Annotated in this window: 15 protein-coding genes; 7 read left to right on the forward strand and 8 right to left on the reverse strand. The window is 69.8% G+C overall.

Features of this window, described 5'->3' with window-relative positions:
* The first annotated feature begins 41 nt into the window (after positions 1 to 41).
* Positions 42 to 1,598 (forward strand): DNA primase DnaG, encoded by a 1,557-nt coding sequence (gene dnaG, locus EXE45_RS02640; RefSeq protein ID WP_092920000.1) that lies wholly within the window; start codon positions 42 to 44, stop codon positions 1,596 to 1,598.
* A gap of 212 nt (positions 1,599 to 1,810) precedes the next feature.
* On the opposite strand, the gene EXE45_RS02645 is transcribed toward dnaG, so the two are convergent.
* Positions 1,811 to 2,821: an A24 family peptidase gene (locus tag EXE45_RS02645; RefSeq protein WP_137693438.1), complete on the reverse strand. Its 1,011-nt coding sequence runs from the start codon at positions 2,819 to 2,821 to the stop codon at positions 1,811 to 1,813.
* 161 nt (positions 2,822 to 2,982) lie between these two features.
* Between EXE45_RS02645 and EXE45_RS02650 the strand changes: the two genes are divergently transcribed.
* Positions 2,983 to 3,519, forward strand: a complete 537-nt coding sequence (locus EXE45_RS02650) for an HPP family protein (protein ID WP_137693439.1) — start codon at positions 2,983 to 2,985, stop codon at positions 3,517 to 3,519.
* Between the two features lie 6 nt (positions 3,520 to 3,525).
* Here EXE45_RS02650 and EXE45_RS02655 read toward each other — a convergent pair whose 3' ends face one another.
* The 6 genes from EXE45_RS02655 to EXE45_RS20275 all read right to left on the reverse strand — a co-directional run bounded on the left by EXE45_RS02655 (position 3,526) and on the right by EXE45_RS20275 (position 8,633).
* A complete protein-coding gene (locus EXE45_RS02655; protein ID WP_092919997.1) occupies positions 3,526 to 4,821 on the reverse strand; it encodes a DUF6498-containing protein in 1,296 nt (431 codons plus the stop codon).
* A 115-nt stretch (positions 4,822 to 4,936) separates the two neighbouring features.
* Entirely contained in the window at positions 4,937 to 5,149 is a 213-nt protein-coding gene (locus EXE45_RS02660; RefSeq protein ID WP_092919996.1) for a hypothetical protein, read from the reverse strand.
* A gap of 106 nt (positions 5,150 to 5,255) precedes the next feature.
* A complete protein-coding gene (locus tag EXE45_RS02665; RefSeq protein WP_137693440.1) occupies positions 5,256 to 6,293 on the reverse strand; it encodes a GNAT family N-acetyltransferase in 1,038 nt (345 codons plus the stop codon).
* Positions 6,290 to 7,612 carry a Glu-tRNA(Gln) amidotransferase subunit GatD gene (gene gatD / locus EXE45_RS02670; RefSeq protein ID WP_137693441.1) on the reverse strand — a complete coding sequence of 441 codons (1,323 nt, stop codon included), beginning with the start codon at positions 7,610 to 7,612 and terminating at the stop codon, positions 6,290 to 6,292. Before gatD ends, EXE45_RS02665 begins: the two co-directional genes overlap by 4 nt.
* A 130-nt stretch (positions 7,613 to 7,742) precedes the next feature.
* Complete coding sequence (locus EXE45_RS02675; protein WP_092919993.1) at positions 7,743 to 8,018, reverse strand: helix-turn-helix transcriptional regulator; 276 nt, start codon at positions 8,016 to 8,018, stop codon at positions 7,743 to 7,745.
* 468 nt (positions 8,019 to 8,486) lie between these two features.
* Positions 8,487 to 8,633 carry a hypothetical protein gene (locus EXE45_RS20275; protein WP_167603289.1) on the reverse strand — a complete coding sequence of 49 codons (147 nt, stop codon included), beginning with the start codon at positions 8,631 to 8,633 and terminating at the stop codon, positions 8,487 to 8,489.
* 516 nt (positions 8,634 to 9,149) lie between these two features.
* Here EXE45_RS20275 and priS point away from each other — a divergent pair.
* From priS to EXE45_RS02695, 4 genes are read left to right on the forward strand one after another with little or no spacing between them, the layout of a single operon-like run.
* On the forward strand, positions 9,150 to 10,313 hold the full coding sequence (priS, locus tag EXE45_RS02680; RefSeq protein ID WP_137693442.1) for a DNA primase small subunit PriS: 1,164 nt from the start codon (positions 9,150 to 9,152) through the stop codon (positions 10,311 to 10,313).
* 16 nt (positions 10,314 to 10,329) lie between these two features.
* Positions 10,330 to 11,406: a hypothetical protein gene (locus tag EXE45_RS02685; RefSeq protein ID WP_092919991.1), complete on the forward strand. Its 1,077-nt coding sequence runs from the start codon at positions 10,330 to 10,332 to the stop codon at positions 11,404 to 11,406.
* A 9-nt stretch (positions 11,407 to 11,415) separates the two neighbouring features.
* On the forward strand, positions 11,416 to 12,075 hold the full coding sequence (locus EXE45_RS02690) for a DUF998 domain-containing protein (RefSeq protein WP_092919990.1): 660 nt from the start codon (positions 11,416 to 11,418) through the stop codon (positions 12,073 to 12,075).
* Positions 12,076 to 12,100: 25 nt separating this feature from the next.
* A complete protein-coding gene (locus EXE45_RS02695; RefSeq protein ID WP_137693443.1) occupies positions 12,101 to 13,351 on the forward strand; it encodes an MBL fold metallo-hydrolase in 1,251 nt (416 codons plus the stop codon).
* 452 nt (positions 13,352 to 13,803) lie between these two features.
* Here the strand turns inward: EXE45_RS02695 and EXE45_RS02700 are convergent, their stop codons facing one another.
* Entirely contained in the window at positions 13,804 to 14,466 is a 663-nt protein-coding gene (locus tag EXE45_RS02700; protein ID WP_321167244.1) for a transcriptional regulator, read from the reverse strand.
* A 417-nt stretch (positions 14,467 to 14,883) separates the two neighbouring features.
* Here EXE45_RS02700 and EXE45_RS20280 point away from each other — a divergent pair.
* A partial coding sequence (locus tag EXE45_RS20280; RefSeq protein WP_199233590.1) for a hypothetical protein occupies positions 14,884 to 15,182 on the forward strand: 299 nt, incomplete at its 3' end.

A 15,182-nucleotide genomic window follows, 5' to 3' on the forward strand; every position in this document is an offset into this window, starting at 1 on the left:
CACGGACGGGCGCTACCGCCCGACATCACCATTCACCACTCATGAAAGACACAGAAAAATACCTGATACACGCCACCATCGCGGCCGACGGCGTCGTCGAGCGGAGCGACGTCGTCGGGGCGGTGTTCGGGCAGACCGAGGGGCTCCTCGGAGACGAGTTGGACCTCCGAGACCTCCAAGAGTCCTCGCGCGTCGGCCGAATCGACGTCTCCGTCGAGTCGGAGAACGGTCAGTCGTTCGGCGAGGTCACCGTCGCGTCGAGCCTGGACAAAGTCGAGACCGCCATCCTCGCGGCCGCGCTGGAGACCATCGACCGCATCGGACCCTGTCACGCCTCCGTGGAGGTGACGAGCATCGAGGACGTGCGGGCGGCCAAGCGCCGCGAGGTCGTCGAGCGCGCGAAGGAGCTGATCGCCGGCGGCTTCGAGGAGACGAGCCTCGCCAGCAGCGACGTCTTAGACGAGGTCCGCGACGCCGCCCGCGTCGAGGGGATCGTCGACTACGAGGGGCTCCCGGCGGGCCCCCGCGTCGGCGACTCCGACGCCGTCATCGTCGTCGAGGGGCGCGCGGACGTGCTCACGCTGCTCGACTGCGGGATCAAGAACGCCGTCGCGGTCGAGGGGACGAACGTCCCGGAGTCGGTCGCCGACCTGACCGCCGACCGGACCGTCACCGCGTTCCTCGACGGCGACCGCGGCGGCGAGCTCATCCTCCGCGAGCTCGCCCAGGTGGGCGAGGTCGACTACGTCGCGTTCGCGCCGCCCGGCGAGTCCGTCGAGGACCTCGACCGCGACGCCGTCTTCGAGGCGCTCCGCGGGAAGGTGCCGTACGCCAGCCTCGCGGACGCCGCCGACCTCCGAGCCGCAGCGAGCGACGAGGAGATCGCCGACGGCGACGACCCCGGGTCGGTCGCCCGCGTCGGCGACGGCGGGGCGGTCCCGGACGACTCCTCGGACGACGACTCGGCCGGACCGTCGACCCGGTCGGCCGCCTCGCCCGATATCGAGCCGGAGACCGAATCGGACGAGTCCGAACCGTCAGAGTCCGAAGGGTCCGAAGCGCGCGACGCGGCGACCGAGACCGGCGATCCGCCCCCGGCCGACGGAACGAGCGAAGCGCCGGAGCCGGAGTCGACGCCGACCGACGAGGACGAGCTCGACTCGACGCCCGACACCGACGCGGCCTCAACCGTCGAACCCGACACGGACGCCGATCTGGAATCAGAATCCGACGAGTGCGCCGAAGCCGACCGCGACGAAGCCGCCGGGACAGAGCGCGACGGCGAGTCCGACGAACCGGGATCGATGGCGGCGCATGTCGACGAGGTCGTCGACGGGGAGACCGGCCGTGCGCGGCTCCTCGACGACGGATTCGAGGTTCTCAGCGAGGTCGACGCCGCGGAGGCGTTCGACGCGGTCGAGGGCGCCGAGCCCGCGCCGCACGCCGTGGTCGTCGACGGGATCGTCGACCAGCGGCTGCTCGACGTGGCCGCCCAGCGCGGCGTCGGCGACCTGGTCGGCCGCGACCTCGGCGAGTTCGTGAAGCGCCCGGTCGGCACGCGCGTCCTCGCCGCGGACGACGTCTGGGCCGGGAATTAAGACGAGGCCGTCGTCGGTCATATATAAATAGCGACTCGCGAAGCCGGACAGAGAATCCCCGAGTTCCCCACTCAGTCGTTTATAAATCGCTCTTGGTAGGGTGATTGTTTTCAAAGCCCCAGTCGCGAGGCGGGCGCACACTCGCTGTGGTCCTCACTCGGTCGCTCGCGCGCCACCGCGGTTCTATTTATAAATACGCTCGTCCCGTCGGCTCACACCAGCCCGACCGCGCCGAGCACCGCGAACAGCGCGTCGCCGTACGTCAGCGAGACGACGAGCCCGACGGCCATCGGGACGACGAACGGCATCCCGGGCGAGACCAGCACGCGGGCCTCGCGGGCGACGACGTCGAGGCCGTCGCGGAGCGTGGCGGCGTCGGTGCCGTAGGCGCCGTGGTCGATCTCGTCGAGGAAGCGCTCGGCGGCCCACGGGTCGTCGAAGTCGGAGCGGGACGGAGCGCCTCGCTCCGCGTCGCCGCCGGCCTCGGCGTCGACCGCGGTCCCGCCGTCCGTCCGAGGGCCGACGTGGGTCCCGCCGTCGGTCGGGTCGAACGTCTCGTCGACCGAGGCCGGATCGCGGAGCCCCTCCGGGTCGGCCCGCAGGTCCGCGAGCGCGAGGCCGCGCCAGCGGAGGTACATCCGGAGCGCGTCGAGGTCGAGACCGTTCCGAGTCGGCCCGTCCGGGGCCTCGAACAGTCGCCCGTGCCGGTCGGGCAGCGAGTCGGTCGGGACCGGTCGCGCGAAGAACATGCTCGGCGAGGCCTCGCCGCGGACGAGGTTGAGAGCGGCGAGACCGACCGGGTACGCGAGGCCGAGCAGGACGGTGTTCGTGAGGATCGTCAGCGAGAACACGCCGACCTCGGTGTCGACGAGCGGGAGGGCGAAGGCCCCGATCTCGTAGGCCGGGAACGTCGGGAATATCACCGCGAGCGCGATCATCGCCTTGGCGTCGGCGCCGCCGAACGCGCCGAGGTACCAGAACGCGTAGCCGAGCGGCGCGACGAACAGCAGGCTGATCGCGGCCCGCAGGAGGAAGATCCGCCCGTCGTACCCGGCGAACGGCCACAGCGAGGCGACCTCCCAGATCAGGAGCAGCGCGCCGAACAGGTACAGCGGCGGCCAGATCCGGTTCGGGAGGCGGCGGGTCCGGACGTCCCGAAGGGCCGCCCACCCGAACACGGGGACGACGAGCAGTCGGAGGAGGTCCGGCAGCGTCGCGAACATGTCTCCACGGGCGAGACGGGACCAATTAGGCGTTCGGGTTCGGCTATCGCGAGCGATAGCGCCGGTTCCCGACGGCCGATCCGCGGGGTGTCGCGGCCGATTCGCGGGGTGCCGAGGCCGATCCGCCGGGCATTTGTGGGTCGCCGGTCGACCGGGGCGCAATGCGTCGCCGCCTCGGGACGAGCCTCTACGCCGGCCTGCTCTTCACCGTCCTCGGTCTGGTCGCGTGGGCGACCGGCCAGCCGTTCGTCTTTCCGAGCCTCGGCCCGTCCGCGTTCGTCCTCGCGTTCGACCGCCGGAGCGAGCGCGAGCGCGCCGTCCGCGTCGTGGGGAGCCACCTGATCGGCGGGCTCGCGGGGCTCGCGGCGTGGGCGGGTATCGCTGACGGCGCCGCGCTGACGGCGACGCCCCCCGCCTTCTCCCCCGAGGGGTTCCGGCTGACCGCGAGCGCGGTCGTCTCCCTCGTGACGACCAGCTGGGCGATGATCGCGACCGAGACGGTCCACCCGCCGGCGTGCGCGACGACGCTCATCGTCTCGCTCGGCCTGCTCTCGACGCCGGCCGAGGTGGCGATCATCGTCGCGAGCGTGACCGTCCTCGTCGCCTTCCACGGGGCCGTCGTCCTGCTGTTCGAGCGCCTCGCCGGGGACGCACACCCCCTCTACGGGCGCGACGACGCGGGCGATGCGAACGGCTGACGCGACTCACTCGTCCGGTCGGTCCGGTCCGTCGGGGCGGTCCGGTCGCCTGTCGAACACGTCGAGGACCGGCTCGGGATCGGCGAGTCCCGGAATCCGGTGTTCGTCGTCGCGGAGTTCGATCACGACGGTCTCGGTTCCGAGCCGTCGGTCGAGCCGCCCGCGTTCCACCCGCAGGTCGGTCTCGTCCCACGGCTCGACGCGCCACAGCACGACGCCGAACAGGCGGTCGCGGGCGACGAGCGCGCCGTCGGCGGCGCGGTACTCGACGAGCCCGTACCGGAGTTCGCGGTCGAGCGCGGCGAGCCCCAGCGGGAGCGCGACCGCGACCGCGGCGAGGGCGGCGGCGGTCCCCCGGTCGCCACCGATCGCGAACAGGACGCCGACGAGCGCGGGGAGCGCCGCGAGGTACCACAGCCCTGGGTGGCGAACGAGCGTCGCCGACGCCCCGGCGAGTCGCGCGCGGCCGGGCTGTCGGACCGCTTCGACCGGCTCCGCGGTCGAGCCGTCGACAGACTCCGCCGCGGGCGGGTCGTACGAGAATCCCAGGTCGAGCGCCGACGACTCGTCGAACGCCGCCAGTCGGTCGCCGTACAGCCCCGCGAGGTCGAAGGCGAACTTCACCGCGACGATGCCGAGCAGGAGCGGGAGCCCGATCGCGTCGGGGTCGAGCGCGGAGATCGGCGTGTCGCCCTCCAGCGTGCTCGCGGCGACGATCGTGACGGTGAACAGCGCGCCGAGAAAGATCGCCGCGCCGCGGGCGAACACCCCTTGGATCGCGGTCTGGGCGCTGTGGTCGCGGTACTCGCCGCGACCGAAGTACTCGACGAGCGTCGTCGCCGCCTCGCCGACGAAGACGGCGATGACCGCGAGCGTCACGGTGTCGAGCGCGTCGGCCGACAGCCCGCCGTCCGCGACGACGCCGACCGTGAGCGCGCCGACGACGGCCCAGACGGCCGCGAGGATCGGCGCGGCGATCGGGAGGACGAGCAGCGACGAGACCCGGATCTCGACCCCGGTCCACGGGATCGACAGCCCGGCGCGTCGCTGCGCGAGCGGGCCGACGATCAGTCCGTCGCGTTCGATCTCCGAGGGGCGCCCGGCGAACAGCGCGCGGACGAGCGCCCAGAGCGACGTGATGCCGAGTTCGAACCAGTACAGCGTCATCAGCGCGGCCGCGTTCCAGCCGAGCGCGACCACGCCGACGAGCGGGAGCAGGGTGGCGAGCGCGACGGAGAGCGCGCGCGGCCGGCGACCGCGACCGAGCGCGCGCAGTCGGTCGGTAGAGCGGAGGGAGGGCATCCGCCGGTCGTTCCGCGGCGCCGCACATAAGCGGTCCGGAGCGGTCGCGCGTCGCGATGGCGGACCGGGTCGGCGCGACACCGGACCGACCTCCCTCCCGCGCGAGGCGGCCGTCTCAGCGCGCCGGACCGGCGCGGCGGTGAAGGTACAGGTACGCGAGCACCGGAACGATCGTGAAGAGGAGCGTCGAGAGCCCCCAGACGACCGCGTAGCGGCTCCCGCGCGCCCTCGCGTCGCGGAAGATCCACGCCGCGGCGGCGACGACGACGCCGTAGATCACGAGCGTGAGCGGGAGCGACCACGGGAGGGCGACGCCGAAGAGGGTCATACCCCACTAGTGGAGGTCGAACGGATTGAGCCCTTCGATCGGGGGGATCCGGTCGTGAGAAACCGACCGCTCACGACCCGGCGGTCGGTTCGCCGTCGGCGACCGCTCACGACCCGCCGGTGAGATCCGCGGACATCACGAAGTCGGGTTCGGCCGCGACCGGGACGCGGTTCGCGCCGGTGTCGCTCACGTGCTCGACCGTCTCGGGTATCAGCACGCGGGCGGCGTCGGCGTCGGCGGCCGCGGCGTCGGCAGCGACGGCGTCGTACAGCGCCCCCGCGGCGTCGAGGTCGCGCCACGCGGCGACGCCGTACGTCGCGGTCCGCGTGGTCTCCCCGTCGGCTTCGCGCTCCGTCACGCGGGTCCGGACCGCGAAGCCGGCGACCGACCTCGGACCGGCGACCGCGATCAGTCGGTCCTCGGCGGCCGCGGTCGCGAGTCGCTCTCGGGTGAGTTGGGAGCAGGCCCACGGCTCGTCGGGGTCGAGCGCGAGGCCGCGCAGGCGGTCGCGGGCGTCGCTGTCGCTCCAGAACGCCCACGCGGCGTTCGGGTCGGGGTCGACGAGGGGTTCGAGATCGACCCCCGAATCGTCGATCGCGTCCGGATCGGGCTCCGGCTCCGCGAACCGGAACTCGGTCTCGGGCTCGAAGCCGACCGCGCGCGACTGGCCGAGTCCCATGACGTTCCACGAAAAGACCATGTTTCGGCAGACTGCGGCGCCGCGGTCGCGGGCCCAGTCGAGCGCGGCAGCCGAGAGCGCGGTGCCGACGCCGTGGCCGCGCGCGGCGGGGTCGACGCGGATCCCCTGTCCCCACGCCTCCCACTCCGAGAGCGAGACGGCCTGAATACAGCCGACGACCGCCTCGGGCTCCGCGTCGGCGGCGCCGGCGCCGTCGCCCGCGACGTGCGTGTCGCCCGGCTCTCGGCCGTCGAGGCCGGAGACGTCGACGGCGTCCGGGGGAAGCGTCGCGACGAAGGTGCCGCGGTCGGGGTCGTCGGAGGCGGCCCAGTCGGGGAACACCCGCGGGATGTAGTCGTCGTGGCGCTCGCCCCAGGTGTCGCGCGTGAACGCCGCGACCGCGTCGGCGTCGGCGGGGCGGGCCTCGCGGACGACGACGTCGGACTCGCCTCCCGCCCCCGTCATCGCCAGGGGCGCGACTCCTCGGTCAGTTCGCCCGCGAGGTCCCGGGTCATCGCGTCGGCCGGGTCGGCGGCGTTCGCGAGCGCCCACATCAGCTTCACCTTCGCGGTGCCGGGGAGGGTGTCGCCGGCCTCGACGACCCCCGCGTCCAGGAGGTCGCGGCCGGTGTCGTACACCCGGTCGCAGACGCGGCCCGCGAGACACTGGCTCGTCATCGCGACGACGGTGCCGCCCGCGATGAGCTCCTCGATCCGGGGGATGAGGTCGGTGTGGACGTGACCGAGCCCGGTCCCCTCGATCACGACCCCGTCCGCGTCGTCGAGGTACGCCCACGCGGCCGGGTCCATCCCGGGCGTGAACTTCACGAGTTCGACGTCGCCCGCGAGGTCCGGCGCGAGTTCCGGGGCGGCGTCGTCGGTCCCGGCGGCGTCCGCGTCGTCCGCCCCCCGCGGACGCGGCTCGCGGTTCCACTCGATCGCCGCGTCGGCCGCGTCGCCCTCCGCGCCCGCCTCGGCGGCGGCCGCGTAGTCGATCAGCCCGAGTGGCGCGGCGCCGACCGTCTCGAAGGCGTCCCGGCGAGAGGTGTGGTTCTTGCGGACGCGCGTGCCGCGGTGGAGCGCGCAGGCGTCGTCGGAGGGGCCCGCGTGCATACAGACGAGCGTCTCGGCGTGGTCGGCCTTCGCGGCCTCGACGGCGCAGACCGCGTTCATCACGTTGTCGGAGGAGGGGCGATCGGCGGATCGCTGACTCCCGGTGAACACGACCGGGACCGGCGAGTCGAGCATGAACGAGAGCGCGGACGCGGAGTACTGCATCGTGTCGGTGCCGTGCATCACGACGACGCCGTCGGCGCCGGCCTCGATCTCCTCGGCGACGGCTTCGGCGAGCTCGCGCCAGATCGACGGCTCCATGTTCTCCGAGAGGATGTTCGCGACGACTCGGCCGCGGTAGTTCGCGCGCCCGGCGAGCTCGGGCACGGCCCGGAGGACGTCCTCGGCGTCGAACTGGGCCGTGACGGCCCCCGTCCGGTAGTCGACGGTGGAGGCGATGGTCCCGCCGGTCGAGATGAGCGAAATCGTGGGCAGGCCGTCGTCGAAGGTGATCTCGGAGGTCGCCTCGCCCGCGTCGTCGGTCTCGGCGGCGGGGTCGACCTCGCGGACGCCGGATTCGAGCACCTCGACGTCGGCTTCCTCGCGGTCGATGCCGACGTTGTACCCGCCGTCGAGCTTGACGACGAGGTGGTCGCGCGTCGTGGAGGGGAGCAGTACGCCCTCGTTGGTGACGCCCCCGCGGTCGACGCGGACGCGATCTCCCGGTTGCATACGACGGAGTTCCCTCGGGGTCGACTTGAATCCAACCGTTCGCGGCGCGGGGCGGGAGGCCGGCGGGAAACAGGAGAGGAGACGGAGGCCGGCGGCTATCGGCCGGTCGCGGGGGTAACGGGCGGCCGCGTCAGTGCTCGATGTACTCGGCTTCCCAATCGGTGCGGGCCTCGATTTCGCGGCGGCCCCGGCGGGTCAGCGTGTAGTAGTTCGTGCGGCGGTCGCGCTGGCCCTTCTCGACGAGCCCCTTCTCGACGAGCGTGTCGAGGTTCGGGTAGAGGCGGCCGTGGTGGATCTCCTTCTCGTAGTACCCTTCGAGCTCCTCTTTGATGGCCAGCCCGTGCGGCTCGTCGAGCCCCGCGATCACGTAGAGCAGGTCGCGCTGAAAACCTGTGAGGTCGTACATACAACTGACTATACATACCTGTCGAAAATAAATAAATATACCGTTATATCAGTCCACGTACGACCGAACAGCGGGGCTTACGTCCCCGGAACACCGACGTCCGTTCTGTCAATTCCGTAACTGTCACGCGAGTCCGGACCGCGTGCTCGCGGCCGGAACTCGTTTCGATCTACTGATACGCATCCGTTCGAGAGTCGAACGGTACCACCTGCCGTGGCAAGGCGGAAACGGAACCTCGCCGCGTCTCGGCGGCGCCGCTCGGCGTGGAACGTGGAACTGCGCGCGACTCCGCTCGGGCGCGAGGCGACGAGCGGAACGCTAAGGGGTCGAGTTTCCGAAGAAGGCACGCCCGACGCGGAAAAAAGCCGCGTCAGGCCTGCCGATTGGTCCCCGCTGACGCTTCGGCCCTCCAGACGAAGCGTCACTAGACTGTACAGCGTAGAGAGTCATAAACGTGTCGTACGGCGCTCACATATGTTCTTCTTCTAACACCCAGCCGATCGCGCGCTTGTAGTGGGTGAACAGCTCCTCGACGCCGCGGTGGCTCATCTCCTCGTCGTCCAGCTGCTCGCGGAGGAACTCGTACTGCTCTCTGACCTCCTCTTCGGATCGCATACGAGAGGGATAGGGAGCCGTCCCGGATAGTGTTTGGCCGAAGGTGGTGGTGAACCCGACTGTCGACGTCGAAGTCTCAGATGCTCACCGGTACGTCGGTAACGTCGCCGCGGCAAACACTTCCAAAGCCCCAGCCGCGAGGACTCGCGCGACTCGCTGCGCGCTTCACTCGGTCGCTCACTCCGTTCACTCCCTCGTTCCAGTGCTTGCGTCGTCGTGCTTCGCCCTCGCGGCTGCCCCTTTGAGCCCCACCCCCCACACGGCACCGCAGCCTCACACCTCCCCAGCCTCGTCGGTCGCCCGTCGCTCCGCTCGGGCGACCGACTCCCTCGCGCGTGCTCCTCGCGGCCTCCGCTTCGCTCCGGCCGCTCGCAGGCACGCGCCACCGCGTCTCGGGTCGTGATCCGTCGTCCCCCCGCGCTCATCTCGCTTCTTCCCCCGTGCTCATCTCGCTTCTTCCGCGGTCGCCCGCGAACGGTAACGTTGATACGTCGACCGCGGGTACGAGAGGAGACGATGGACGACCGGACCCGCGAGTACCTCCGGGGGCGGTTCGGCGACTACTACCGGTCGGTGTCGCTGTCGCTCCCGCCCGACGCGAACCTCCGCGAGTGGGGCCACATCCCGTGGACCCCGGGGTCGGGGACGACGATGGTCCGCCACCGGTCGCTGTTCGACCTCGGCGACGTCGACACGTTCTTCGCGGACAACGCGCCGCGACACGCCTACTTCTCGGCCGCGCGCTACGACGAGCCGGGGGCTGCGACGATGGGACAGAAGGGGTGGCGGAACGCCGACCTCGTCTTCGACTTAGACGCCGACCACCTCCCCGGCGTCGACCCCGAGACCACCTCGTACCCCAAGATGCTGGCGGCGTGTAAGGACGCCCTCTTTCGGCTCTTGGACTTCCTCGACGACGACTTCGCGTTCGAGGACGTGACCGTCGTCTTCTCCGGGGGGCGCGGCTACCACGTCCACGTCCGCGATCAGAGCGTCCGGGAGTTAGACAGCGACGCGCGCCGTGAGATCGTCGACTACGTGCGCGCGATCGACCTCGACACCGACGCCCTGATCCGGACCGTCTCGGAGCGCGGGACGACGAAGCGCGTCCTCCGGACCGAGGGCGGGTGGGGCGCGCGCGTCCACGACGCCCTGGTCGAGTACGCCGACGACCTCCGCGAGATGGACGAGGAGGCCGCCCGCGAGCGGCTGATGGAGCTCGACGGGATCGGGGAGGGCCGCGCGGAGACGATCCTCGGCGCGTTCGACCGGAACCCGACCGCGGTCCGCGAGGGGAACGTGGAGGCGGGCGGTCCGGGCGTCAGGCGACTCGTCTCGGCGCTCGCGACGCGCGTCGCCGCCGAGGACGCGGCGCCGATCGACGAGCCGGTGACCACCGACACCCGTCGGCTCATCCGGCTGCCGGGGACGCTCCACGGCGGGTCCGGGCTCGTCGTCACGCCGCTCGACCGCGGCGAACTGGCCGACTTCGACCCGCTCCGAGACGCGGTTCCCGACCGGTTCGTCGGCCGCGAGATACGGATCGAGACCGACGCGGATCGGACGGTAGAATTAAACGGCGAGCGCGTCAGAGTTGAATCCGGTAGAGACACCGTGCCGGAGTTCGCGGGGGTCTTCCTGATGGCCCGCGGCGAGGCGCGGAAAGCCCCCGAACGATGACGGAGTACACCGACGAATGAACCTCGACGAACTCCGATCCGCGCAGGCGAAAGAGCGCCGGAAGGACAGCCTCCAGCACCTGCGGGACTCGTTTTACGACGACGTGGGCGCGTACGTCGCGGACCTCCGGGCCGCGCGCGACCGCCGCGCCGAGCAGGTCGACAACCCCTTCGAGGACGACGACATCCGTCGGCTCTCCGACGAGGTCGAGACCGCCGAAGAGGTCGCGGAGGCCCTCTACGAGCGCCGGGTCGGCAAGGTCGTCAAGCTCGCCTCCTTCGCCGCGGCCGACATGTCGGTCGACGAGGAGGGGATGACGACCGAGGAGCGGCGGCTGTTCGACGACCTCGTCGAGCGCATCACCGCGAACAAGTCGGAGGTGCTCGACGTGCTCGCGGGCGAGTCACCGGTCCCGGACGATTCCCAGACCACCGACGAGATCGCCGACGAGACCGCTGCCGCACCCGACGCCGCGGGGTCGCGCGACCCGACGCCGAGCGACCCGACATCCGAAACCGATGCGTCCCCGACGGGCGCGGAGCCGACGGATCCGAGTACCGAGGTGGCGGACGCCGCCGACGGCCCCGCCGCCTCGGACGCGCTCGCCGGTGCGATGGGCGGCGGGGAGTCCGATCCGTCCGCCGACGCTCCGCCCACGCCGCCCGAGCCGACCGAGAGCGGCCCGGATCCCTCCGAATCGGAGCCGGCCGAAGGAACCGGGGCGAACGGCGACGAGCCGACGCCGGTGCCGCCCGATCCGGCGCCTCCGGGAGCGGTCGGCGTCGACGAGGAGCGCGACGGGACTCCCGCGGGCGACGCCGACGAGGAATCGACCGCTGACGCGACGACGGACGGCGGAGCGGTGCCCGAGGGAGCGCCAGCCGGCGAGCCGGCGGCCGACTCGCCGACGACCGCCGACGCCGACCCGGCCGCAGGAACCGAGCGAGCGACCGTCCGGATCACCCGCGACGTCGGGGCCATCTTCGGCGTCGACGAGCGGGAGTACGAGCTCGCGAGCGAGGACGTCGTCTCCCTCCCGGTCGAGAACGCCGACCCGTTGGTCCAGCGCGACGCGGCCGAGCGGCTCGACTGACCGCGGTCGATGGCGCCCTCCGTGCCCTCCTCAGCCGACGGTCGGGCCGGCACCGACGCGGACTCCCGTTCTCCCGAAGTCGACGAATTCGGGCGTGTCGCGGCCGCGTTCGGCGCCGTCGCGACGCTCTCGGCGCTCGGCGGCATCGCGCTCGCGGTGCTCCTCGATCCGACCTTCTCGTGGACGGCCGACGCCCTCTCCGACCTGGGCGTCCGCGACGGAAGCGCCGTCGCGTTCAACTGGGGACTGATCGTCGGCGGGGCGGCGGGCGTCTGCTACGCCGCGGGCCTCGGACGAGCCGGTCGACCGCTCCGGGCGCTCCTGCTCGCGCTCGCGATGGTCGCGATGGCCGGGATCGGCACCTTCGATCTCACCGAGCCGCTTCACGGCCCTGCGGCAGTCGGGTTCTACGGACTTATCACGGCGGTCTTCGCCGTCGACGGGTGGCTCAGGCGAGGCGAGGCGACCGGCCGCGTCGCGCTCGCGTTCGCCCCGGTCCACGTCGCCGTCTGGGCGACGTTCGTCGCCGGGTGGTGGCCCGTGACCGGGCTCGCGCTGCCGGAGCTCCCCGGCGCGCTGATGCTCGCCGCGTGGGTCTGGGTCGTCGGGCCGGCGCCGGTCACCGAAGCGGTTCGGTCTCCCGCCGGCGACCCGACCGACGGACACTAACCCCGCGGGCGGCTACGGATCTCCGATGGAACTGGAGCTCCTCGGCGGCGCCCGCGAGGTCGGTCGGAGCGCCCTCCTCGTCGACGAGACCCTCCTCCTAGACTACGGACTCAAGACCGCCGACCCGCCGCAGTACCCGGTTCGGGACCCGGAGCCAGACGCGGTCGTGGTCTCGCACGGGCACCTCGACCACGTCGGCGCCGTCCCCGCGCTGCTGAAGGGCGACCGGCGACCGCCGGTCCACTGGACGCCGCCGACGGGCGAGCTCGCGCGGACGCTCGCCGAGGACACGCTGAAGCTCCACGGCAACAGCCCGCTGTGTCCGTTCGGCGCGGAACACATCGCTCGGCTGGGCGAGGTGGAGCGGCGGCACGGTTACGAGGAACCCTTCGCGGTCGCCGGCGGGATCGACGACGGGGGGTACGAGGTGACGCTGTTCTCGGCCGGCCACATCCCGGGCTCCGCGCACGTCCTCGTCGACGACGGCGAGACGCGCCTGCTGTACACCGGCGACTTCCACACCGACGACCAGCGGCTGGTCGCGGGGACGACCGCGCGCCCGGACGCCGACGTCGTCGTCTGCGAGTCCACCTACGCGGACGTGACCCACGAGGACCGCGCCGCGGTGGAGTCGGCGTGGGCCGAGGGCGTCGAGCGAACGATCTGGGAGGGCGGGACGGTCGTCGCGCCCGCGTTCGCCATCGGCCGGACGCAGGAGCTGCTCCTCGTCGCGGCCGCGAACGACCTCACGCCGTACGTCGACGGGATGGGCGTCGAGGTGACGGAGACCCTCCGGCGGTACCCGTCGTTCCTGCGCGACGCGGACGCGTTCGGCGAGGCGGTCGGCCGGGCGCGCACGGTGACGGGCCGCGACGGACAGCGCGAGCGGATCGCGGCCGAGAACGCGCTCGTCGTCACCACATCGGGGATGCTCGCCGGCGGCCCGGTCCAGACGTACCTCCCGGAGATCCGGACGAACCCGACGAACCTCGTGACGCTGACGGGGTATCAGGTCGAGGGGACGCCGGGCCGCGAGCTTCAGGAGCGCGGGCAGTTGGAGCTGAACGGACGGGTTCAGCCCGTCAGCGCGCGGGTGGAGTCGTACGACTTCTCCGCGCACGCCGACCGCGAGGGGCTGGAGTCGTTCCTGGCGTCGTATCGCGGGGCGCGCGTGCTGGTGAACCACGGCGACCGCTGCGAGGCGTTCGCCGCGGATCTGCGCGAGGACGGATTCGACACGAGCGCGCCGGCGGTCGGCGAGCGGGTCAAGTTGTAGGGACGGGGACGCCTGAGACGGCCTCGATCACTCCTCTTGTCGCTGTAGCCGTATATCGGTGATTCTCGACCGCGGCGCTCAATACGAAACGATATTTTTTTTGAGTACTCGTCTGCGCGCGGTCCACCGCAGACAGACGCAGAGGACCGACGCCACGAACGAGACGCGAACGAGTGATCGACGACCGGGGGGAGGCAGGCCGGTAATCAAGCCCGTGTCGTCACATGCGCGATGGACCTGCTTGGTAGGCTCTGCCTCGCAGACCATCGAGGGAGATCGTGACGTGACTGCTAGTAGCACGAGTGAGCATCCTCGCAATGGTCGATGTGGTGTCGCGAACCTGATACCGTTCCGAGTGGTTAGCAGCCGGTTCGTACTGTTCGAAGAGCGATCGAGGCAGACTGTGGCGATCGAACGGACGAACCCGGGCTCCCGTCCGATTGGGTATCAGGCTAGTTTAGCTGATGGACTTCCGGTGGCTGCTCCGTTACGCCGAGTCGACTGTGCTGTTCGACGTACCGATGGATGACAGCCGACACTCCAAACACGATGGCGGTGAGCCAACCGACGTGGAGCGGTTCGAACGCATCAAATATCGGTGCCTCCGTGATGACTGCGATCAATAACAGACCGCAGACACCGGCGAGTCCGATATAGTATAAGCTCCAGGAGATCTCTTCTTCTTGAAGCACCTCGATATGCACCTCTATGTCGTCGAGTAGATCTGCTGATCGGATCGTATTCTCCGACTCATTAAACTGTATCACATTCTTCTCATCCAGTTTTGGGAGATGTGTTCGCCGGAGCGTCACGTGGACGCTTCGTCGGTCCTCGCCATCGATCTCTTCCGGCTCCATTTCCATCTCCCACGCGGCAACATGCGTGGAAAGCTCGGTGAGCTCAACTGGTTCTTCCATGCGTTTGAGCGCATGGAGAACAAACCGCCGTCGTCGGTTCGATAGCAGGTCGAATAACTCATTTCTAGATAGTTCACTTCCTGGTAGGTTCGGTTCCTCTCCTGTGCCGTTGACAAATGGTACGTTCATTGTTTCATTTCTCATCGCCAGTTCGTCCAGTACGCTTGACAGGAACCAATAGCCAATTCGAACACCCATATTATAAATTGTCGTTATTATTTTCTTGATAATTTATTTTATCCGATGTTACTTTGCTGTATCCGATCGCATTAGCGACGACGTAGGGAGGTCTTACAGCGATATTTGCTGGGTATGGTATTTCTTAATGCTTCTACAGCAGTTGAGATGTTATCCTAAAGTTGAGGTCATTGGCTGGAGTCACTTTTCGCGTGTCTGAGAAGCCGTAGATCCGGCCCAAGATTTCAGGGTACTGCTAGCCAGAGCCGCTCGGAATAGACCGTACTTCGCTCTTTCCAGTCGACGGCCTCATGTCCTGACAGAGTTCAAAAATCAGTCGGAACCGGTCACACGTTCACCTCGCTTGTCCGCCTGCTCAGATCCGCGTCCGGACTCGCTGACGCGGGCCGTGATAGTCCGCCAGATAGGGGATGTGAAGTGGTAGTCTCCGAGAACGCTTCCGCTGAACCTCGCGCCTCTAAACCCTCACTGCCAAATCTCTCAGTGGTCGGGTTAGCGTCCGTATTGCTACCCGACGTGTTGCTGGTCGTTGTGTTGGTACTCGACGTGTTGCTGGTCGTTGTGTTGGTACTCGACGTATTGCTCGTCGTTGTGTTACTGGCCGACGTATTGCTCGTCGTTGTGTTGGTACTCGACGTATTGCTCGTCGTTGTGTTGGTACTCGACGTATTGCTCGTCGTTGTGTTACTGGCCGACGTATTGCTCGTCGTTGTGTT

The sequence above is a fragment of the Halorubrum sp. SP9 genome, from assembly GCF_005435015.1.
GTDB lineage: Archaea > Halobacteriota > Halobacteria > Halobacteriales > Haloferacaceae > Halorubrum > Halorubrum sodomense.